General features: G+C 48.1%; 22 protein-coding genes. 21 read left to right on the top strand and 1 reads right to left on the bottom strand.

The genetic code is table 11. The features are described from left to right. Positions 1-97 precede the first annotated feature (97 nt). From iscR to AC3CIC_RS03320, 19 genes are all read left to right on the top strand, one after another. The gene (iscR, locus tag AC3CIC_RS03230; protein ID WP_016960883.1) at positions 98-619 is read left to right on the top strand and encodes a Fe-S cluster assembly transcriptional regulator IscR; all 522 of its coding nucleotides are present in this window, start codon (positions 98-100) and stop codon (positions 617-619) included. A 30-nt stretch (positions 620-649) separates the two neighbouring features. Further along, the gene (locus tag AC3CIC_RS03235; protein WP_016960884.1) at positions 650-1,864 is read left to right on the top strand and encodes an IscS subfamily cysteine desulfurase; all 1,215 of its coding nucleotides are present in this window, start codon (positions 650-652) and stop codon (positions 1,862-1,864) included. A gap of 28 nt (positions 1,865-1,892) precedes the next feature. Further along, entirely contained in the window at positions 1,893-2,276 is a 384-nt protein-coding gene (gene iscU / locus AC3CIC_RS03240) for a Fe-S cluster assembly scaffold IscU (protein ID WP_016960885.1), read from the top strand. A gap of 24 nt (positions 2,277-2,300) precedes the next feature. Continuing rightward, positions 2,301-2,624, top strand: coding sequence for an iron-sulfur cluster assembly protein IscA (iscA, locus tag AC3CIC_RS03245; RefSeq protein WP_017004663.1), 324 nt, complete (start codon positions 2,301-2,303; stop codon positions 2,622-2,624). Between the two features lie 13 nt (positions 2,625-2,637). After that, positions 2,638-3,153, top strand: coding sequence for a co-chaperone HscB (gene hscB, locus AC3CIC_RS03250; protein ID WP_488515350.1), 516 nt, complete (start codon positions 2,638-2,640; stop codon positions 3,151-3,153). A gap of 38 nt (positions 3,154-3,191) precedes the next feature. Continuing rightward, complete coding sequence (gene hscA / locus AC3CIC_RS03255; protein WP_488515351.1) at positions 3,192-5,039, top strand: Fe-S protein assembly chaperone HscA; 1,848 nt, start codon at positions 3,192-3,194, stop codon at positions 5,037-5,039. Between the two features lie 2 nt (positions 5,040-5,041). Then, positions 5,042-5,380 carry an ISC system 2Fe-2S type ferredoxin gene (gene fdx, locus AC3CIC_RS03260; protein WP_016960889.1) on the top strand — a complete coding sequence of 113 codons (339 nt, stop codon included), beginning with the start codon at positions 5,042-5,044 and terminating at the stop codon, positions 5,378-5,380. Positions 5,381-5,402: 22 nt separating this feature from the next. Further along, a complete protein-coding gene (iscX, locus tag AC3CIC_RS03265; protein WP_016960890.1) occupies positions 5,403-5,603 on the top strand; it encodes a Fe-S cluster assembly protein IscX in 201 nt (66 codons plus the stop codon). Between the two features lie 190 nt (positions 5,604-5,793). Further along, positions 5,794-7,095, top strand: a complete 1,302-nt coding sequence (gene pepB, locus AC3CIC_RS03270; RefSeq protein ID WP_016960891.1) for an aminopeptidase PepB — start codon at positions 5,794-5,796, stop codon at positions 7,093-7,095. A gap of 154 nt (positions 7,096-7,249) precedes the next feature. Next, positions 7,250-7,681, top strand: a complete 432-nt coding sequence (ndk, locus tag AC3CIC_RS03275) for a nucleoside-diphosphate kinase (RefSeq protein ID WP_016960892.1) — start codon at positions 7,250-7,252, stop codon at positions 7,679-7,681. 178 nt (positions 7,682-7,859) lie between these two features. Further along, on the top strand, positions 7,860-8,981 hold the full coding sequence (gene rlmN / locus AC3CIC_RS03280; protein WP_016960893.1) for a dual-specificity RNA methyltransferase RlmN: 1,122 nt from the start codon (positions 7,860-7,862) through the stop codon (positions 8,979-8,981). Between the two features lie 25 nt (positions 8,982-9,006). After that, the gene (pilW, locus tag AC3CIC_RS03285) at positions 9,007-9,762 is read left to right on the top strand and encodes a type IV pilus biogenesis/stability protein PilW (RefSeq protein WP_488515352.1); all 756 of its coding nucleotides are present in this window, start codon (positions 9,007-9,009) and stop codon (positions 9,760-9,762) included. Next, positions 9,752-10,726 carry a cytoskeleton protein RodZ gene (rodZ, locus tag AC3CIC_RS03290; protein WP_488515353.1) on the top strand — a complete coding sequence of 325 codons (975 nt, stop codon included), beginning with the start codon at positions 9,752-9,754 and terminating at the stop codon, positions 10,724-10,726. The genes pilW and rodZ overlap by 11 nt, the downstream gene beginning before the upstream one ends. A 15-nt stretch (positions 10,727-10,741) precedes the next feature. Beyond that, entirely contained in the window at positions 10,742-11,860 is a 1,119-nt protein-coding gene (gene ispG, locus AC3CIC_RS03295) for a flavodoxin-dependent (E)-4-hydroxy-3-methylbut-2-enyl-diphosphate synthase (protein WP_016960896.1), read from the top strand. A gap of 53 nt (positions 11,861-11,913) precedes the next feature. Beyond that, entirely contained in the window at positions 11,914-13,182 is a 1,269-nt protein-coding gene (hisS, locus tag AC3CIC_RS03300; protein ID WP_017005871.1) for a histidine--tRNA ligase, read from the top strand. A gap of 13 nt (positions 13,183-13,195) precedes the next feature. Next, positions 13,196-13,801: a YfgM family protein gene (locus AC3CIC_RS03305; protein WP_488515354.1), complete on the top strand. Its 606-nt coding sequence runs from the start codon at positions 13,196-13,198 to the stop codon at positions 13,799-13,801. Positions 13,802-13,810: 9 nt separating this feature from the next. Continuing rightward, positions 13,811-14,971 (top strand): outer membrane protein assembly factor BamB, encoded by a 1,161-nt coding sequence (gene bamB / locus AC3CIC_RS03310; RefSeq protein ID WP_016960902.1) that lies wholly within the window; start codon positions 13,811-13,813, stop codon positions 14,969-14,971. An 88-nt stretch (positions 14,972-15,059) separates the two neighbouring features. Next, complete coding sequence (gene der, locus AC3CIC_RS03315; protein ID WP_017004668.1) at positions 15,060-16,556, top strand: ribosome biogenesis GTPase Der; 1,497 nt, start codon at positions 15,060-15,062, stop codon at positions 16,554-16,556. Positions 16,557-17,310: 754 nt separating this feature from the next. Next, positions 17,311-17,547, top strand: a complete 237-nt coding sequence (locus AC3CIC_RS03320; RefSeq protein ID WP_488515355.1) for a zinc ribbon domain-containing protein — start codon at positions 17,311-17,313, stop codon at positions 17,545-17,547. Positions 17,548-17,576: 29 nt separating this feature from the next. Here AC3CIC_RS03320 and xseA read toward each other — a convergent pair whose 3' ends face one another. Next, entirely contained in the window at positions 17,577-18,905 is a 1,329-nt protein-coding gene (gene xseA / locus AC3CIC_RS03325) for an exodeoxyribonuclease VII large subunit (RefSeq protein ID WP_016960906.1), read from the bottom strand. A 163-nt stretch (positions 18,906-19,068) separates the two neighbouring features. On the opposite strand from xseA, the gene guaB reads away from it, so the two are divergent. Together guaB and guaA are read left to right on the top strand one after the other, a co-directional pair. Beyond that, the gene (gene guaB / locus AC3CIC_RS03330; RefSeq protein WP_016960907.1) at positions 19,069-20,535 is read left to right on the top strand and encodes an IMP dehydrogenase; all 1,467 of its coding nucleotides are present in this window, start codon (positions 19,069-19,071) and stop codon (positions 20,533-20,535) included. A 64-nt stretch (positions 20,536-20,599) separates the two neighbouring features. After that, positions 20,600-22,177 (top strand): glutamine-hydrolyzing GMP synthase, encoded by a 1,578-nt coding sequence (guaA, locus tag AC3CIC_RS03335; RefSeq protein WP_371732955.1) that lies wholly within the window; start codon positions 20,600-20,602, stop codon positions 22,175-22,177. The last annotated feature ends 139 nt before the right edge of the window (positions 22,178-22,316 follow it).

A 22,316-nucleotide genomic window follows, 5' to 3' on the forward strand; every position in this document is an offset into this window, starting at 1 on the left:
AGGGCTAAAAGCTTGACTAAAATGGTAGGTTAAATACTTGACCGTTTTAGTCGGGTATGTCAGACTCATTGCATTACTCGCTCACAGGTAGGATGTTATGAGACTGACTTCTAAAGGCAGATATGCCGTTACAGCGATGCTTGATGTCGCGCTGCACTCCGAAATGGGGCCCGTGCCTCTGGCTGACATTTCTGAGCGTCAAGGTATCTCTTTGTCATATCTTGAGCAGCTTTTCTCGCGTCTTCGCAAAGCTGGACTTGTGTCTAGTGTTCGCGGCCCTGGTGGTGGTTACCGCCTAGGTGTTAGCGCAAATGAAATCGCAGTTGGTATGGTTATCGCGGCGGTGGATGAATCGGTAGATGCAACTAAGTGTCAAGGTAAAGGCGACTGCCAAGGCGGAACACGCTGCCTGACACACACGCTTTGGCGTGATTTAAGCTCGCGTATTAGCAGCTTTTTAAATGACATAACGCTTGGCGAACTCATGCAAGACAACGAAGTCAAGCAGGTCGCCGGGCGTCAAGACTCAACTCGTGAGTCAACCACTATTGTTAGACACGGTTTAAACTCCAGTGGCAGTGAAAACTCAGTCACTATGGGTGTGAATTTTCGCTCGTAATGAGTCGTGCCGGAGTACTTGGAGACACAAATGAAATTGCCAATTTATTTTGACTATTCAGCAACATGCCCAGTAGATCCGCGTGTTGCAGAATTAATGATGCAACACCTGACACTGGATGGCGTGTTCGGTAACCCAGCATCTCGCTCGCACCGTTTCGGTTGGCAAGCGGAAGAAGCGGTTGATACTGCACGTGAAAACATTGCGAACTATCTGAATGCTGACCCACGTGAAATTGTCTTCACGTCAGGTGCAACAGAATCAGACAATTTGGCAATCAAAGGTATTGCGCATTTTTACGGCAAAAAAGGTAAGCACATTATTACGTGCAAAACTGAGCACAAAGCGGTTTTGGACCCTTGCCGTCAACTAGAGCGTGAAGGTTTTGAAGTCACGTACCTTGAGCCTGAGTCAAACGGCATTGTTGATTTGAACAAACTGGCTGACGCGATTCGCGAAGACACCATTCTTGTTTCTATCATGCATGTGAACAATGAAATTGGCGTCATTCAAGACATCGCAGCCATCGGCGAATTATGTCGTGATCGTAAAGTGGTTTTCCACGTTGATGCCGCGCAATCTGTTGGCAAATTGCCACTCGATACGCAAGAAATCAAAGTTGATTTGGTATCGATGAGTGCACACAAAGCCTACGGCCCTAAAGGTATCGGCGCATTGTATGTACGCCGTAAGCCACGTATTCGTCTAGAAGCACAAATGCACGGTGGTGGTCACGAGCGCGGTATGCGCTCAGGTACGCTACCGACCCACCAAATCGTGGGCATGGGTGAAGCGTTCCGTATTGCAAAAGAAGAGCTTGAAAAAGATCAAGCACACTCACTGGCATTGCGTAACCGTTTCCTTGATGGCGTAAAAGATTTAGAAGCCGTTTACGTAAACGGTGATTTGGAACAGCGTGTTGCTGCCAACTTAAATGTGAGCTTTGCCTTTGTAGAAGGTGAGTCACTGCTGATGGCACTGAAAGATTTGGCTGTTTCTTCAGGTTCCGCATGTACATCTGCAAGCCTTGAACCGTCTTATGTTCTGCGCGCTCTAGGCCTGAACGATGAATTGGCACACAGCTCAATTCGTTTCTCATTCGGTCGTTTTACCACGGAAGAAGAAGTGGACTACGCGATTGAGCAGGTACTGAAAGCGGTTACCAAGCTTCGTGAAATGTCACCTCTTTGGGACATGTACAAAGAAGGTATTGATTTAAACACCGTTGAGTGGGCACATCACTAATCGGTCAAAGGATATTGAGGAATAGATCATGGCTTACAGCGAAAAAGTAATCGATCACTATGAAAATCCACGTAACGTGGGTGGCTTTGATAAAAACGACCCAAATGTGGGTAGTGGCATGGTTGGCGCACCCGCGTGTGGCGATGTGATGAAGCTACAAATCAAAGTGAACGATCAAGGCATCATCGAAGATGCGAAGTTCAAGACTTACGGTTGTGGTTCTGCGATTGCATCTAGCTCTCTGGTAACAGAATGGGTTAAAGGCAAATCTCTGGACGAAGCGGCTTCTATCAAGAACGCCGAAATTGCTGAAGAGTTGGAATTGCCACCAGTGAAAGTTCACTGCTCAATTCTGGCGGAAGACGCAATCAAAGCCGCTGTTAGCGATTACAAGAAAAAGCACGAAGCTTAATACGTAAGAAGGGTTGTTGTACTTATGGCCATTACTATGACAGACGCAGCGGCATCACGTGTCCGCACTTTTCTTGAAAGCCGAGGTAAAGGCATCGGACTACGTTTAGGTGTTCGTACCTCTGGTTGTTCAGGCATGGCTTATGTTTTGGAGTTCGTTGACGAACTCCAAGAAGAAGACCAAGTGTTTGAGTATGACGGCGTGAAAGTGATCGTTGATAGCAAGAGTATGTTGTATCTTGAAGGTACGGAGCTCGACTTTGCAAAAGAAGGCCTGAATGAAGGCTTTCAATTCAACAACCCTAACGTAAACAGTGAGTGTGGTTGCGGCGAAAGCTTTAACGTTTAACACGTGAGATGACATGAATCATTTCGAACTATTCGGGCTATCATCTGAGTTTGAACTGGATGGTAGCTCTCTTTCTTCGCAGTATCGCGAACTCCAACGACGTTTTCACCCGGACAAATTTGCTACGGCCTCAGCTCAAGAGCGCCTGCTAGCTGTTCAGAAAGCGGCGCAAATCAACGATGCCTATCAGACGCTACGCGACCCCGTTCGCCGCGCGGAATACCTCCTTTCACTGAATGGGCTAGAACTGCGCGACGAACAGCAGACAATGCAGGATCCTGAGTTTTTAATGCAGCAAATGGAACTGCGTGAAGAGCTCGAAGAGATTGCAGATAGTGATGAGCCGGATGTATTGTTGTTTGACTTTGAGAAGCAGGTATCGACACTTCATCAAGCGCTGCTGAGTGAACTGATAGAACAACTCAAGACTCAGCATTGGCCAGATGCGGCAGTGACGGTACGTAAGCTCAAATTCTTAGTCAAACTCAAGCAAGAAATCGAACGAATCGAAGATCGGCTGCTGGGTTAATTCACGGCGCAGTGGCAGATCAGGCTACAGGAACCAACATGGCACTGTTACAAATTGCAGAACCTGGTCAAAGTGCTGCACCGCATGAGCATAAGCTCGCAGTGGGTATCGACCTCGGGACAACCAATACGCTTGTGGCATCAGTTCGCAGCGGCACCTCAACACCCCTTGATGATCTGGATGGCCGATCACTGATCCCATCAGTGGTGCATTATGGCGACACCGTCACTGTGGGTTATGACGCACAGGCGATGTCTGAAACAGACAGCGCCAATACCATCATTTCTATTAAACGCATGATGGGACGCTCACTCTCTGACGTTCAATCACGCTATTCGCATCTGCCTTACCAGCTGTCTGCGTCAGAAAATGGCTTACCACTGATCAATACCCGTTTAGGCGCAAAAAACCCGATTGAAGTTTCTGCCGATATATTGCGTGCTGTGAATGCACGAGCGGAAGCGTCATTAGGTGGTGAGCTTGAAGGCGTGGTGATTACCGTTCCTGCCTACTTTGATGATGCGCAGCGTGCGGGCACGAAAGATGCTGCCAAACTGGCAGGTCTTAACGTTCTTCGCCTTCTCAATGAACCCACGGCTGCAGCGATTGCTTATGGTCTAGATTCAGGCCAAGAAGGTGTGATAGCGGTTTATGATTTGGGCGGTGGCACTTTTGATATCTCCATTCTTCGACTGTCTAAAGGCGTGTTTGAAGTGTTGGCGACTGGCGGTGATTCTGCGTTAGGTGGGGATGATTTTGACCACTTAGTCGCAGATTGGATTGCTGAGCAAGCAGGCTTTGCCGAATTGTCTGGCGATGATCGTCGTCGACTACACAATGTGGCGACGGCTACAAAAGTGGCATTGAGTGACAACGCCAGCACTGACATTGATGTGCTGGGTTGGAAAGGCTCACTGACTCGTGCGCAGTTTGATGATTTAATTGGCGCATTGGTTAAGAAAACCTTACTTTCTTGTCGCCGTGCATTAAAAGACGCTGGTGTCAGCACTGATGAAGTACTAGAAGTGGTGATGGTCGGCGGTTCAACGCGTGTTCCTTTGGTTCGCGAACAAGTGGGCGAATTTTTTAACCGCACACCACTAACCAGTATTGATCCCGACAAAGTGGTTGCGCTGGGTGCAGCGACTCAGGCTGATATTTTGGTGGGCAACAAGCCGGATGGCGAAATGTTGCTGCTGGATGTTATCCCTCTGTCGTTAGGCATTGAAACCATGGGCGGTTTGGTGGAAAAAATCATTCCACGCAATACCACCATTCCTGTTGCGCGCGCTCAAGAGTTCACCACGTTTAAAGACGGTCAAACTGGCATGAAAGTGCATGTGGTGCAAGGTGAGCGTGAGATGGTCGATGATTGCCGATCACTCGCCAATTTCACCTTGAAAGGTATTCCGCCAATGACTGCGGGTGCTGCGCATGTTCGCGTGACGTACCAAGTGGATGCTGATGGTTTGCTTTCTGTCACAGCGATGGAGAAAAGCACGCAAGTGCAGTCATCGATTCAGGTTAAGCCATCTTATGGTTTGAGTGATGATGAAGTGGTTAACATGATCAAATCATCGTTTACTCACGCGCAAGATGACAAAGATGCTCGCTACCTTGCCGAACAGCGGGTTGAAGCTGATCGCGTGATCGAAGGTCTGCTGGTTGCCATTCAAGCTGATGCGCAAGTATTGCTGACAGACATAGAACAGAAAGCCTTGGTGCAAGCGATTGAAGCACTGATTGCGCTGCGTAACGGCGACGATGCCGCTGCCATTGAGCAAGGTATTAAAGATACAGACAAAGCGAGTCAGGAATTTGCATCGCGTCGTATGGATAAATCCATCCGCGAAGCACTGGCTGGCCATTCCATTGATGAGGTTTAAACATGCCAAAGATTGTTGTTCTGCCACACCAGGATCTATGTCCGGAAGGGGCGGTGTTGGAAGCGAAAACTGGAGAGACAGTGCTGGATGTAGCGCTGCGTAACGGTATCGCGATTGAACATGCTTGTGAGAAATCGTGTGCATGTACTACGTGTCATGTGATCATTCGTGAAGGTTTTGACTCTCTGAATGAAAGTGAGGAGCTGGAAGACGATATGCTTGATAAAGCATGGGGTCTTGAGCCTGAATCACGTTTGGGTTGTCAGGCTAAAGTGGCTGATAAAGATTTAGTGGTAGAAGTACCTCGCTACACCTTAAATCACGCGTCAGAGCACCACTAATTCAACCCTAGGGAGCAGAACAATGAGCTTAAAATGGATTGACTCTCGCGACATCGCGATTGAGCTTGTAGAAAAATTTCCGGAAACTGACCCTAAAGCAGTGCGTTTTACTGATCTGCACCGTTGGGTGATGGAGCTGGAAGACTTCTCTGATGACCCTAATCACTCCAATGAGAAAATATTGGAGGCGATCATCCTGTGCTGGATGGACGAAATGGATTAATCTTTGGGTATAGCCCTTGTGTTAGTCGTTTAATGCAGGCACATTGATCATATTGAAGCGGGCTAATGCCCGCTTTGTTTTATCTGATAAAAACGTCATACAAGTGGCGTAAAATAAAAAATATAATCAGTCAAAAAAATAGAAACGCCTTGCCCGAGATTGGCAACGCGAGTTGAAAAAGGAGTTCAGCATGACCGACAAAATGCGTATCGCGCTATCCCATGAATCTGCTGCAGATGTTTGGGGCGCCAATGCCGTTGTTTCTTTTGGCCAAGATGGCGCCACCGTTCACGCTACTGGGGAAGATACCCTTTCTCCTGTACAACAAGCCGCGCGCAAGCTCGAGTCACAAGGCATTCGCAAAGTCAGCCTGATGGGTGATAACTGGGATCTTGAAACCGCGTGGGCTTTCTATCAGGGACTTCGTGGCCCGAAATCAGGTTTTGAGTTTGAGCCGCCAGCGCTCGAACAAAAATCACTGAAAGCCTTGAATGACCGTATCACTGCGATTGATTGGGTGTGTCAGGTTATCAACGAGACGGCAGAAGAAGTGGGTCCACAGCAACTGGCTGTGCGTGCTGGCGAATTCATCAAATCACAAGCGCCGAGCCCTGAGAATGTTAGCTACAAAATAGTGTCTGGCGCAGATTTACTTGAGCATGGTTGGGTCGGTGTTCATACGGTAGGCCGTGGCTCTGCCCGCAAGCCTGCTATGCTGCAACTGGATTACAACCCAACGGGTGATGAAAACGCGGAAGTGTTTGCCTGTATTATTGGCAAAGGCATTACCTTTGATTCGGGTGGTTACAGCATCAAGCAATCTAGCTTCATGGATGCAATGAAAGCAGACATGGGCGGCGCAGCGATGGCCACGGGTGGTTTGGGTCTGGCTATCGCTCAAGGCCTGAACAAGCGTGTGAAGCTGATCCTTTGCTGCGCTGAGAACATGATTTCGAGTAACGCCTATAAACTAGGTGACATCATTACCTACAAAAACGGCGTGACGGTTGAAGTGCTCAACTCTGACGCTGAAGGGCGTTTGGTGCTGGCTGATGGCCTATTGTATGCCAACCAATTCAAACCCGCCCTCACGATTGATTGTGCAACACTGACAGGCTCGGCGAAAATGGCGCTGGGGAATGACTACCACGCACTGTTTAGCTTTGACCAATCATTGGCACAACGCTGCTTATCAGCGGCGGATGCGGAAAACGAAGGCATGTGGCAACTGCCAGTGGCAGATTTTCATCGCAACATGTTGCCGTCAAGTTTTGCAGACCTCGCTAACGTAGGAGCAGGGCAATATTCACCAGGTGCCAGTACCGCAGCGGCGTTCTTGTCCTATTTCGTGGATGATTACAAAAACGGTTGGATTCACTTGGATTGTTCAGGTACGTACCGTAAAGGCGCTAGCGATAAGTGGGCCGTAGGCGCAACAGGCATGGGCGTGAAGTCCCTGTCCCGTATTTTGATGGATGAATCGTCACGATAATTCAAACAAAAGTTCCCTTGAATTATCAACACAGTTAACGGTTCCGCAATGTCAGTCTAGGGTCTGACATTGTGCTCTGGTAGGCTACCTTTGACATTACAAGCAGATAGCTCGTTTTCTACCTGCTGTCTGAAAATATAATAAGGAAGATAGAATGACTATTGAGCGCACTTTTTCAATCGTGAAGCCCGACGCCGTTGAACGCAATCTGATTGGCGCTATCTATCAGCGTATTGAAGCCGCTGGACTGCGAGTTGTCGCAGCCAAAATGCTTCACCTGAACAAAGAAAAAGCGCAAGGCTTTTACGCAGAGCATGAAGGCAAACCTTTCTTTGATGATCTGGTTGAATTTATGACGTCTGGCCCTGTGATGGTGCAGGTTCTAGAAGGCGAAAATGCAATCGCAAATTACCGAGAGTTGATGGGCAAAACCAACCCTGAAGAAGCAGCATGCGGCACACTACGTGCAGATTATGCCGTTAGCATGCGTTTTAACTCGGTACACGGTTCTGACGCCCCGGCTTCTGCAGAACGTGAAATAGCCTATTTTTTCGCCAGTGATGAGATTTGCCCTCGCAAAGCGTAATCTACTGTGAAGGAACAGGAAAAAGGGAGCTTGCGCTCCCTTTTTTATTTTTGGCATATAATAAGCCTACAAGTAACAGGTGGAATCCAGATCACAAAGACTGTACAATTTCGCGCCTTGATTTAAGGCTGTAAGCCCCTTATCAACCCGTATATAACCTGTTTCACGAGGCAATCTGATGACAACGGAAAAAATCAATCTACTGGATTTTGATCGGCAAGCAATGCGAGCGTTTTTCGCTGACGAGTTAGGCGAAAAGGCGTTTCGTGCTGATCAGATCATGAAGTGGATGTACCATTTTGGTGTTGATGATTTCGATCAGATGAACAACATCAATAAAAAGCTTCGTGAAAAACTAAAAGCGAAATGCGAAATCCGCGCGCCAGAAGTTACGCTTGCAAAGCATTCAAGTGATGGCACCATCAAATGGGTAATGCGTGTCGGCAACCAAGACGTAGAGACCGTTTATATCCCTGATGAAGACCGCGCAACGTTATGTGTTTCTTCACAAGTAGGCTGTGCGCTTGACTGCAAATTCTGCTCGACCGCTCAACAAGGCTTCAACCGTAACCTGAAAGTGTCTGAAATTATCGGTCAGGTATGGCGTGCAGCGAAAGAGATCGGTATCGAGAAGGACACAGGTCGTCGTCCTATCACCAATATCGTAATGATGGGCATGGGCGAACCACTGCTTAACATGAAAAACCTGATCCCGTCACTTAATCTGATGCTCGATGATCTGGGGTTCGGCCTTTCTAAGCGTCGTGTCACCGTATCCACATCGGGTGTGGTTTCTGGTTTGGATCAGATGACAGACAAAATTGATGTGGCATTGGCCATTTCATTGCATGCACCTAATGATGAGTTGCGTAGCCAGATTATGCCGATCAACGATCGTTATAACATTGCGACGTTTTTGGAATCAGTTCGTCGTTACATCGCATCGTCAAATGCGAACCGTGGTCGAGTGACTGTTGAATATGTGCTTCTGGATCATGTTAATGATGATATGGACCATGCGCGTCAACTCGCAGAGCTGTTAAAAGATACCCCTGCAAAGATAAACTTGATTCCTTTTAACCCTTATCCTGGGTCACCATACAAGAAGCCAAGTAACTCTCGCATTGACCGTTTCATGAAAACATTGATGGAATACAATTACACGGTCACCGTGCGCAAAACTCGAGGCGATGATATAGATGCAGCATGTGGTCAGCTTGTTGGTGATGTTATTGACCGCACCAAACGTACGCAGAGCAGACTGAACGTTGAGGAGCAAATCCCAGTAAAATCAGTCTGATCGCATAGACTGATAGGATGGGATGATGGCAAGGACGCTTAGTACACTGTTATTGATGGGATTATTAGCAGGCTGTGTCACAGTAACGGATAAGCAAAGTAACGTTAAGTTTGATAGTATTGACGCTGCTGAATCCCGAATCGCATTGGGTATTGCTTATTTGAATGCAGGCCAGTGGGAGCGGGCGAGGGAAAACCTCGAAATGGCAGTGCAGTTTGCCCCTAGGTATTACCGTTCTTTGATCTCCTTTGCTCACTATTTGCAGCAAGTAGAAGAGTTCGAACAGGCAGAAGAACAGTACATCACGGCCCTTCGCTACTCTCCAAAAAACGGGGACGTTCAGAATAACTATGGCGTCTTTTTATGTCGCCAAGAACGTTATGATGAAGCGCAAAAGGCATTTGCGAAGGCCATTGCACAGCCTTACTATTACAAGTTGTCTGGAAGCTTTGAAAATGCGGCACTCTGTGCATTGAAAGCCGGTAAAACAGAGGATGCCAAGCTGTGGTTTGCCAAGGCTGTCGATCACGAACCGAATCGACCTTTATCTTCGGTACAGCTTGCGCGACTGGAAGTCAAAGATAACCAGTTCAACGATGCACGTTTGCGCTTATTCAAATTTCATAAGCGGTACGGTTATCGAGCGGGCTCTCTCTACACACTCATTGAGCTGGAGCATAAAGCTGAACGCCCTGGCGAAGTGGCAAGATATGCCAATTTGTTGGCCAGACAATATCCTGAATCTAACGAATATAGACAGTACTTAGCGAATGAATACTGAACAAAACGAAGAGCAAGTGTTAGAGGTTGAGTTTACTCAACCGGGGAAGATACTAAAACAAGCCCGTGAGGCGTTAGGTCTTTCTGAACAAGACGTCGCAGATCGTCTAAGACTTCGTGTTTCCGTTATTCGAGACTTGGAAGAAAATTGTTGTGATAACAAACAAATAGCTACGTTTACTCGTGGCTATATTCGCTCTTATGCCAAACTCCTTGGCTTGAACGCAGATGATTTGCTCCGCGGCTATCAAGCAACGCCACAATCGGAAGAATCTTCGCAGAAAATGCAGAGTTTTTCTCGTAAAACGCGCCTTGATAAGCATGACAGCCGCGTCATGAGTTTAACTTGGGTGATTTTGGCCGTTGTTGTTGGCATCACTACATTTTGGTGGTGGCAGAACCAACAAAATGATCCCTTGATGTCGTTGTCTGATGATTTTGTCGCGTTTACTCAATCGGAGAGTAGCGCCGATGACAATGAACAAATATCAGAAACAGAGACAACCCTGATCTCGCCTGTGGAACCCGAGGCCGAAGTGAGTGCCGCTGGAGTTGTCGTGCCTGAAATGGCCGTAAAAGATGAGATTGTCGAAACAGATAGCATCACGGCATCGGCTCCTGCTGATGTTCAACCAAAGGTTGAAACAAGCCCTGAGGTCAACACACCATCTCCTGTGACCACCGCATCGAATGCCGTGACGAGCAGCAATGAAGCCGCTAATCAATCGCCTACGCTTTCTTTGTCGTTTAAGGGGGATTGCTGGGTAGACATTCGAGATGCCAGTGGTAAGCGTTTGTTGACCGGAATTAAGTCTGCGGGCGAGACCGTAGATCTGTCTGGTCAAGCGCCGTTTAAAGTAGTGCTTGGCGCACCCGCTGCTGTAAACCTTGTCTACAATGGCGACAAAGTTGATTTAAGTAGTTACCCTTCTGGACGGGTAGCCCGTTTGAGCCTTCCGAAGTAATTCAGAGTACACCTAATGCATACCGAATCTCCTATTAAGCGTCGCCCGTCAACGCGTATTTATGTGGGCAACGTGCCAATCGGCGATGGCGCACCAATTGCCGTTCAGTCAATGACGAATACTCGAACCACAGACGTCGCAGCGACTGTCGCTCAAATTAATGCACTGGAAAAAGTGGGTGCAGATATTGTTCGTGTTTCAGTACCGACCATGGAAGCGGCGGAAGCATTCAAACTGATCCGCGAGCAAACTAACATGGCGTTGGTTGCTGATATCCATTTCGATTACCGCATTGCTTTGCGCGTTGCCGAGTATGGCGTGGATTGTCTTCGTATCAACCCAGGTAACATTGGTAATGAGCAACGTATTCGATCTGTGGTTGATGCGGCTCGTGACAAAAACATTCCAATCCGCATTGGTGTTAATGGCGGATCGTTGGAACGTGAAATTCAAGAAAAATATGGCGAGCCAACCCCAGAAGCTTTGGTGGAATCGGCAATGCGCCATGTTGATATTTTAGATCGCCTTAACTTTGACCAGTTTAAAGTGAGCGTGAAAGCGTCTGATGTCTTCTTGGCAGTAGAATCTTATCGTCAATTGGCTAGACGCATTGATCAGCCATTACATCTGGGTATTACAGAAGCTGGTGGCGCCCGCGCGGGTGCCGTGAAATCGGCAGTTGGTTTAGGTATGCTGCTGAGCGAAGGTATCGGTGATACTCTGCGTATCTCGCTTGCGGCGGATCCAATTGAAGAAATTAAAGTTGGCTTTGATATATTGAAATCGCTGCGCATTCGTTCGCGCGGTGTTAACTTTATTGCTTGTCCAACATGCTCCCGCCAGGAGTTTGATGTGATTGGCACCGTTAACGCGCTAGAGCAGCGTCTGGAAGATGTTGTGATACCGATGGACGTGTCCATTATAGGTTGTGTGGTTAACGGTCCCGGCGAAGCTGAGGTCTCTCATATTGGTGTGGCCGGAAGCAATAAGCGCAGTGCTTACTATGACGACGGGATTCGCCAGAAAGAACGTTTTGATAATGACAACCTGATCGATGAGCTGGAAGCGAAGATCCGGGCTAAAGCTTCAATGCTGGATGAGAACAACCGCATTGACGTAAACACGCAGGAGTAAGCCAAACGGCTTGCTTCAAGACAGAATATAAAAGATCGGTTTCGAGAGTAAACGTGGCGAAAACAATTCAAGCGATTCGAGGCATGAACGATTGCCTCCCAACACAAACCCCACTTTGGCAAAAAGTTGAGGGTACAGTTAAAGACGTGATCAGCGCGTACGGCTACAGCGAAGTGCGTATGCCGATCGTCGAAATGACCAATCTGTTTTGTCGTGCTATCGGTGAAGTCACCGATGTGGTTGAAAAAGAGATGTACACCTTTGAGGATCGCAATGGCGACAGCCTAACCTTGCGTCCAGAAGGAACCGCAAGCTGTGTCCGTGCGGGTATTGAAAACGGTCTGCTGTATAACCAAGAACAACGCCTGTGGTACATGGGTCCAATGTTCCGTCATGAGCGTCCTCAGAAAGGTCGTTACCGTCAGTTCCACCAGTTTGGTGTTGAAGTCTTTGGCCTGAATGGCCCTGATGTTGACGCAGAGTTGATCATGATGACAGCCCGCCTGTGGCGTGAGTTGGGTATTCATGAGCATGTTCGTTTAGAGCTTAACTCCATTGGCTCGCCAGAAGCGCGTGCAGATTACCGTGAAGCGCTGGTCGACTTCTTGATGCAACATGAGGCGGTTTTGGATGAAGATTGCAAACGTCGTATGCACACCAATCCATTGCGTGTTCTCGATTCTAAAAATCCAGAAATTCAAGCGGTACTAACGGATGCACCTAAGCTATCTGCGTACCTAGATGATGAATCAAAACAACATTTTGCAGGTCTGTGTGAACTGTTGGACGCTGCAGGCATCCAATACACAGTTAACGAGAAATTGGTTCGCGGTCTTGATTACTACAACCGTACCGTTTTCGAGTGGATCACTGAAAGCTTAGGCTCTCAGGGTACCGTGTGTGGTGGCGGTCGTTATGATGGCTTAGTGGAACAGCTGGGTGGTAAAGCAACGCCAGCCGTTGGTTTTGCTATGGGTGTCGAGCGTCTGGTACTGCTGATGGAAACACTGGAGCTACATGAAACCCGACCTGCTGTTGATGTTTACATGGTCACTGCGGGTGAAGGTACATTAGCTGCAGGTATGCAATTGGCGGAGCTCCTACGTGAACGCGTACCGGGTCTTCGTGTTATGACTCACTTCGGTGGTGGCAACTTTAAGAAGCAATTTAAACGTGCGGATAAAGTGGGCGCATCGGTCGCACTGGTACTCGGTGAAGATGAAGTGGCAAACAAAGTCGTGACTTATAAAGATCTTAAAGGTGGCGAGCAGCTGACCATTACTCAGGATGATGTAGCCGAAAAACTGGCTCAACTAGTTTAAGAGAGGACAAATCGTGGACGTCTACACCACAGAAGAACAGCAAGTCGAAGCAATTAAGTCGTGGTGGCGGGAAAATGGCAAAGCCATTTTCCTCGGCGCAGTGATTGGTTTGGGCGGTCTTTATGGATGGCGCTATTACCAGTCAGAGCAAGAAACGAGCCGTGAACAGGCATCAGAAGCTTACATGCAAGTGGTCGGTGCGTTGGCCGCGGGTGATGCTGAAGCCCAAGAGAAAGCAACAGCATTTCTTCAGTCTCATGACGGTGCTTACACGGCGTTAGTGGAACTGCAATTGGCGAAGTCCTTTGTGGAAGCTGGCGATTTGGCTAAAGCGGCTGAGCAACTACGTTCGGTTAAAACCGCAAAAGATGATGCCTTGAAAGCAACGGCAACTGTGCGTCTAGCACGTATTGAAGCACAGCAAGGTAACTTTGATGCTGCGTTAAAAGAGCTAGATGGTGTGACTGGCGACAGCTGGAAACCACAGGTTGAAGAGCTTCGTGGTGATATTGAATTGCGTAAAGGCGATACTAATGCGGCGCGTTCAGCGTACGCAGCATCCATTGCCGCCGCGTCTAATCCTGTTGTTCAAATGAAACTGGACAACCTGCCTCAGTAAGGTTTGAGTATGATGCGCAAGGGATGGAAACGTGTTAGTGCAGTAGCCTTGCTTGGAACACTGCTTATTGGTTGTGCCGGTGAAGAAGATTCGATTGTCATGGCACCTGTGCCTGTGGTTGAGAATACCTTTACGCCCGAGTCATTTTGGTCATCTAACGTCGGTGATGGTGTTGGGCGCTATTATAGTAACCTCACCCCAGCTTACGAATATGGCAAAGTGTATGCAGCGGATCGTGGTGGTGAAGTAAAAGCCATTGACGGTGAAACAGGAAAAACGCTGTGGACGGTTAACTTAAGTGAAGAAAAGCCTGCGTTAATCTCCGGTGGTATTACGGCATCGTACAGTAAGTTGTATCTGGGCACCGAAACAGGTGAACTGATTGCACTGGATGAAGAAACCGGAGATCTGGTTTGGCGTATTAACGCGGGTGGTGAAATCTTGTCGAAACCACTAGCGGACGAAAGCCTGATTGTGGTAAATACGAGTCGCGGTGAATTGGCAGCCTTTGATGCTGAATCCGGTGAAGAGCGCTGGCGTATTTCTACCGATGTTCCCAATCTGACGTTACGTGGTGATAGCTCACCGGTTGCTATCTCTGGTGGTGTGTTCTGGGGAATGGCAAATGGTCGCTTAGGTGCCGCTTTCATCGAAAACGGTAACATCATTTGGCAGCAAACTGTGGCAAGCCCTAAAGGTGCAACAGAAATCGATCGTTTGGTCGATGTTGATGCAACGCCGGTGATTTCAGGTTCGCTACTTTACGCCGTTGGTTACAATGGTCAGCTAGTGGCAATTGATTTGCGTTCAGGAAGACCAGCATGGAAGCGCACCTACAGTTCAACAACGGATTTCTTGGTGGTGGGCAGCTATTTGTTCCTTGTCACCGATAAAGACCATGTTGTCGCCGTTGATGCACGCAGTGGTACAGAGCTTTGGCAAAATCGCGATCTTGAATATCGCCAGCTAACAGCTCCAGTCGCCATTTCTGGTTATGTTGTGGTGGGAGATGCGGAAGGTTATCTGCATTGGCTTGACCCAACAACGGGTGAATTTGTCGCTCAACAACAACTGGATGACAGCGGCATTGCGGTAGCGCCAATAAAAGCGGATGACGCGTATATTGTTATCACGCGCGATGGTCGTATTAGTAAAAAGCAAACGCAGTAACATCAAGCGTTTATAAATTATTCGGCTCCTGGACCCTAAGGTTCAGGAGCCGCTGTTATTAATGAATATGAGATTTTAAGAGGTCAGTATGATTCCTGTAGTAGCCCTTGTTGGGCGTCCAAATGTGGGGAAGTCGACACTCTTTAACCGGCTGACAAGGACGCGCGATGCGCTGGTGGCCGATTTTCCGGGTTTGACCAGGGATCGTAAATACGGAAAAGCCATGCTGGGTGAGCATGAGTTCATTGTGGTGGACACTGGTGGTATCGACGGTACCGAAGAAGGTGTTGAAACCAAAATGGCTGAGCAGTCACTGGCGGCGATTGAAGAAGCGGATGTCGTGTTGTTCATGGTTGATGGCCGCGCAGGCCTGACGGTTGCAGATGAAGCGATTGCGCAGCATCTTCGCAGCCGTGAAAAGACAACCTTCCTTGTGGTGAACAAAGTCGACGGTATTGATGCTGATGCTGCCAGTGCGGAATTCTGGCAGTTAGGCATGAGCAACATGTTCCAAATCGCTGCGGCGCATGGACGTGGTGTACTTGGTTTGATTGACCGTGCATTAAAACCGTTTGCAGAATCGCTGGCTGAACAAGAAGCTGACGAGGAAGGCTTGGTTGATTTAACTGGCGAGCAAGACTTTGAAGACGAAGACAAAGAGCTGACTGAGGAAGATGCGGAATCGGCGCTAGAGCGTCTGCGTAATCGTCCGATCAAGTTCAGTATCATTGGTCGTCCAAACGTGGGTAAATCGACACTGACTAACCGTATTCTTGGCGAAGACCGTGTCGTGGTCTTCGATATGCCTGGTACCACACGTGATTCCATCTACATTCCGATGGAGCGTGATGGCCGTGAATACGTGATCATTGATACAGCCGGTGTTCGCCGTCGTAAGCGTGTGAACGAAAAAGTAGAGAAGTTCTCTGTTATTCAAACGCTGAAAGCCATTGAAGATGCCAACGTTGTGTTATTGGTGATTGATGCGCGTGAAAACATTTCAGACCAAGACCTAAGCTTGTTGGGCTTTGCGTTGAACGCTGGCCGTTCAATCGTGATCGCCGTGAACAAATGGGATGGTCTGGACAATGATGTGAAAGACCGCGTGAAGTCAGAACTTGATCGTCGTCTTGGCTTTGTTGATTTCGCCCGTATTCACTTTATTTCTGCATTGCATGGAACCGGTGTTGGTCACTTGTTTGAGTCAATTCAAGAAGCGTATGAGTCTGCGACTAAGCGTATTAGCACTTCAATGCTGACTCGAATCATGAGCATGGCTCAAGATGATCACCAGCCACCAATGATCCGTGGACGTCGTGTGAAGCTGAAATATGCGCACGCAGGCGGTTACAATCCACCAATCATTGTTATTCATGGTAACCAAGTGCGTGAGCTGCCCGCTGCGTACAAACGTTACCTGATGAACTACTACCGCAAATCACTGAAAATCATGGGTACACCAATTCGCATTCAGTTCCAAAACAGCGAAAACCCATTTGAAGGCAAGAAAGAAAACCTGACTATCTCTCAGTCTCGCCAACGTAAGCGATTGATGGATATGGTAAAACATCGCGGTAAGAAGTAATCATACTGTGAAAAGAAGAAAGCCGACCTTAGTGGTCGGCTTTTTTATGCCTGTCATTTATACCAACCGGAACAAGTATTCAGTCATTCTTGCTGAACAAGCACCCTGTGGTTGCTTAGGTATTAGTCGCGTAACGACTGAGTGCAATCTCTTCCTTGCTCTTGTTGATTTTTCCTGCGCAAAGTTTAGTCCGATTACTATTAGCCGAAACGATGAAGATTGAATGACAGTTCATGTAATTTATACATTGGCGATATTCTTCCGATAATCTGCGGATAGTATCGCCATTCATTAGCGTCTATTTGATTAAAACTCGCATGATCTGACACTATCGATGTGTGATCTGTTGCTTATTTTGCAGCCTAATATAGATCTTTGTCACATTTACGGGGGCATGAAAGCGAGAAATATCGTTCTAGGGCACCAAGGTGATTTTTTACTCGGCTACTAAAGCAACTTGTATTTACTAAATACTGATAAGTTTGATGATTTTTAAATTTATTGGAGTTTAATATCGCTTAAAATCCAAATACAGAACATGTAACTTATGCTTTCGGGAGTTGTATTGATAAATATTCTTTTAGGGGTAGATCGCTGATCGGATCCCATAAACACCTCGATCAGACGATCTTGATAGGATCCAGCGAGAGGCTGTTCTGTTAGATCTCAGCGTTAAGTTAGAATAGCGCGTAAAACGAATACAGAAAATATGGGCGTATAAAAGTGCGACTTGGACAGCTAAGGGGAATGATGTATGGAAAATAACTGCCCAGAGTGTGGTGTGGTAATGCGTTGGGAACAGGGCACGTATCACTGTGGACCTTGCGATAAAGTCTTTATAAAACAGGGGTATTGTCAAACTTGCGACGTGCAATTAGAAAAGCTGCAGGCGTGTGGTGCGACAAATTATTTCTGCAATCAGTGCAATGAGTTGAAGTCTCGCTCGAGCGCGAGAATTGTATTTGAGACACAAAAAACGGCGTCGCAATGACACCGTTCTAGACGTGCTTTGACGCGATCCTAGATCACTGTGGATTGGATCTCGCCGCTCGATAATACTGTGGTGATCTGATCGCCGGATTTCACGTCACTGTCAGACCGGATCACTTTGTTATTCTTGCCTCGAGTGATCGAATATCCTCGAGCCAGTGTGGCGAGCGGGCTGACTGCGTCCAAGGTTTCCATTTTCAGGGCTAATTCATGCTGATGTTGGCGTAACTGACGGTGCATGGCGTCAGTTAAACGCTGCTGTGTGTATCCTAATTGCGTGCTGAGTCCTGGCAGTTGGTTCGCTGGCGAGAAACGCTCTAAACGCTGACTCGCTCTATCTAGGCGCTGCGCATCAGTTTGCAGTTTGGTTCGCATGGATTGGTAGAGACGACGTTCGAGCTCGTCAAACTGCTGTGCTTGCTGTTGCAGACGAGCTTGGGGGTGTTGCATTGCCAATCGGTGTTGCAGGCGTGTGAGGCGCTCCTGGCTACGTGATAGGTGTCGACTGAACACATGTGCCAGCCGATCGCTGCGTTGCGAAAACTGTTGGGCTCGTACTGAGGTATCTCTGCTCACCAATTCAGCCGCAGCAGAAGGCGTGGGTGCGCGCATGTCCGCAACAAAGTCGGCGATGGTTACATCGACCTCATGACCCACGGCACTGACAATAGGAATGCTGCTTGCAGCAATGGTGCGCGCCACTATTTCTTCGTTGAAACACCATAAGTCCTCTAACGAACCGCCACCGCGTCCCACAATAAGCACATCACACTCGTCACGACTGTTGGCTCGGCCAATCGCTTGCGCTATTTGGATCGCCGCGTCTTTTCCCTGAACTTGAGTAGGGTATATCACCACGGGCAGACTTGGGTCCCGGCGCTTTAATACATGTAAAATATCGTGAAGGGCAGCGCCAGTTTTTGAGGTGATGATCCCGACGCGTCTTGGCTGTTCGGGTAATGTTTTTTTGGTACTGGCTGCAAACAGACCTTCCGCCGCCAGTTGCATTTTCAGCTTCTCAAATTGCTGCTGAAGCATGCCATCTCCTTCCGGCTGCATGCTTTCAACAATGATTTGGTAGTCGCCGCGCGGTTCATACAAGGACAATCTGGCGCGAACCAGTACTTGATTGCCGTTGGCTGGCTTAAAGGTCACACGGCGATTGTTGCCTTTGAACATGGCACATTTCACCTGAGCACGGCTGTCTTTGAGGGTGAAATACCAGTGGCCAGACACAGGAACAGTAAGATTTGATACTTCGCCAACCAGCCAGACGATGCCCATTTCGTTCTCGAGTAGAAGACGAACTTCGGCGTTCAAACGAGAGACGGTGAAAATGTTTTCGTTAGGGCTTGTCATCACCAGTTAGCCTTAAATATCAGCGGGTTTTCGTCATGGTACTGGGGCAAAAAATGAATGCCAAACGTTTTCGTTAAAATCTATAGCCAAACGTTTGCGTCATCAGTATAATGCTGCGGCAATATTTAGTCCCCCGTATTTACTTTTGGCGTGAGATATTGCAATGTTACGAATAGCTAAAGAAGCACTAACTTTTGATGATGTATTGCTGGTCCCAGCACATTCCACAGTTCTTCCAAACACTGCCGACTTACGTACTCAACTGACGAAAACTATTTCTCTGAATATCCCTCTGATCTCAGCGGCGATGGACACAGTGACAGAAGCCCGTCTCGCGATTGCGTTAGCTCAAGAAGGCGGTATCGGATTCATCCACAAAAACATGACTATCGAACAACAAGCAGAACAAGTTCGCTTGGTGAAAATTTTCGAAGCAGGTGTGGTCTCCAACCCAGTCACTGTTACCCCAAATCAAACCATTGCAGATGTGAAAATGCTGACTGAGCGTAATGGCTTTGCAGGTTTCCCTGTGGTGACTGAGAGCAATGAGCTTGTTGGTATCATTACTGGCCGTGATGTTCGCTTTGTTATCGACCTTAGCCTGAAAGTGGCTGATGTGATGACACCAAAAGATCGTCTGGCAACAGTGAAAGAAGGCGCAAGCCCTGAAGAAGTGCAAAAGCTGATGCAACAATTCCGTGTTGAGAAAGTGTTGGTTGTGAATGATGACCACCATCTCAGCGGTATGATCACAGCAAAAGATTTCCAAAAAGCAGAACGCAAACCCAACGCGTGTAAAGACGAAAAAGGCCGTCTACGTGTAGGTGCAGCTGTTGGCGCGGGTGCTGGCAACGAAGAACGCGTTGCGGCACTGGTTGAAGCCGGTGTTGACGTGTTGCTTATCGATTCTTCTCACGGTCATTCTGAAGGTGTTCTTCAGCGTATTCGTGAAACACGTGCGGCATTCCCTGATCTGCAAATCATTGGCGGTAACGTCGCAACCGGTTCTGGTGCAAAAGCGCTGATCGAAGCGGGCGTCAACGCAGTAAAAGTCGGTATCGGCCCGGGTTCAATTTGTACTACGCGCATCGTGACCGGTGTGGGTGTGCCACAAATAACTGCGATTTCTGACGCAGTTGAAGTGGCTGACCAATACGGCATCCCTGTCGTTGCTGACGGCGGTATTCGTTTCTCTGGTGACATGTGTAAGGCGATTGTCGCTGGCGCATCGTGTGTAATGGTTGGCTCAATGCTAGCGGGTACTGAAGAGTCTCCGGGTGAAGTTGAGCTGTATCAAGGCCGCTCTTACAAGTCTTACCGTGGCATGGGTTCATTGGGTGCCATGTCTAAAGGGTCATCTGACCGCTACTTCCAGACAGATAACGCTGCCGACAAGCTTGTACCTGAAGGCATTGAAGGCCGCGTGGCTTACAAAGGCCGTCTGAAAGAAATTATTCACCAGCAAATGGGTGGTTTGCGCTCGTGCATGGGCCTAACGGGTTCTGCAACGGTTGATGCTCTGCGCACAAAAGCAGAATTCGTTCGCATCACAGGTGCAGGCATGACTGAATCGCACGCACATGATGTGACGATCACGAAAGAAGCGCCAAACTACCGTACTGGGCAGTAATCTTTTTTTACAAATACCAAGGGGCGTTGCCCCTTGAATCGCTGACATTTTGAGACAAGCTGAAATGACTAAAAATATTCACGACCAACGTATTCTGATCCTCGACTTCGGCTCACAGTACACGCAGCTTATTGCGCGTCGTATCCGTGAAATCGGTGTGTATTGCGAATTGTGGGGCTGGGACGTCGATGAGCAGGATATTCGTGACTTCAACCCAGATGGCATCATCCTTTCTGGTGGCCCTGAAAGTGTGACGGAAGCGGGTTCTCCTCGTGCACCGGAATATGTGTTCACCGCTGGTGTGCCTGTTTTGGGTGTGTGCTACGGCATGCAAACCATGTCCGCGCAACTTGGCGGTAAAGTTTCAGGATCAACGGAACGCGAATTCGGCTACGCAAAAGTCACTCTCGACAATGCGGGTAGCCTGTTTGAAGGTATCGAAGATTCTATCAACGAAGAAGGCTTAGGCATTCTTGATGTATGGATGAGCCACGGTGACAAAGTGGTCGAGATCCCAGCTGACTTCGTGAAAGTGGCGTCAACCGATACTTGCCCATTCGCGGCAATGGCCAATGAAGAGAAGCGTTTCTATGGTGTGCAATTCCACCCAGAAGTGACACATACTCGTCAAGGTCACCGCATGCTTGAGCGTTTCGTTCTCGACATTTGTGGTTGTGAGCGTCTTTGGACGTCAGCATCGATCATTGAAAACGCCATTGAAAGCATCAAAGAGCAAGTGGGTGATGACGAAGTGATCCTAGGCCTGTCAGGCGGTGTGGATTCTTCTGTTGTTGCTATGCTTATTCACCGCGCGATCGGTGACAAGTTAACGTGCGTATTTGTTGATAATGGTCTGCTACGTCTTAATGAAGGCGAGCAAGTTATGGACATGTTTGGCGATCATTTCGGATTGAACATCGTTCATGTGAAAGCGGAGCAACGCTTCCTTTCTGCACTTGAAGGCATTGCTGATCCAGAAGCTAAGCGTAAGAAAATTGGCCACGTGTTTATTGATGTATTCGATGAAGAATCGAAGAAGTTGGACAACGCGAAGTGGTTGGCGCAAGGCACTATCTACCCTGACGTGATCGAATCTGCCGCATCGAAGACGGGTAAAGCACACGTGATCAAATCTCACCATAACGTTGGCGGTCTGCCAGACGACATGGAAATGGGATTGGTTGAGCCGCTTAAAGAGCTGTTCAAGGATGAAGTGCGTAAGATTGGTCTTGAGCTTGGCCTGCCTTACAACATGCTTTACCGCCACCCGTTCCCAGGTCCAGGCCTTGGTGTTCGCGTGTTGGGTGAAGTGAAAAAAGAGTACTGTGATTTGCTACGTCGTGCTGATGCTATCTTCATTGAGGAATTGCATAACGCAGACTTGTATAACAAAGTGTCTCAAGCCTTCACGGTATTCCTACCAGTGCGCTCAGTGGGCGTAATGGGCGATGGCCGTAAATACGATTGGGTTGTTTCTCTGCGTGCTGTTGAAACCATCGATTTCATGACCGCGCATTGGGCACACCTGCCTTACGATTTCTTGGGTAAGGTATCAAACCGTATCATCAATGAAGTCGACGGCATCAGCCGTGTGGTTTATGACATTTCTGGTAAGCCACCTGCAACGATCGAGTGGGAATAATTCCTCTCTGATTAAAAGATGAAAGAGAAAGACGAAAGGCACGCATTGCGTGCCTTTTTTGTGTCTAACTTTCTGTCATGCGCTCTCAATACCGTGACGCTGCGTGCCCTAACCTTGCCTAATACTCTTTCTTTCGTTC

It is taken from the genome of Enterovibrio sp. QJM3NY_24, from assembly GCF_057786035.1.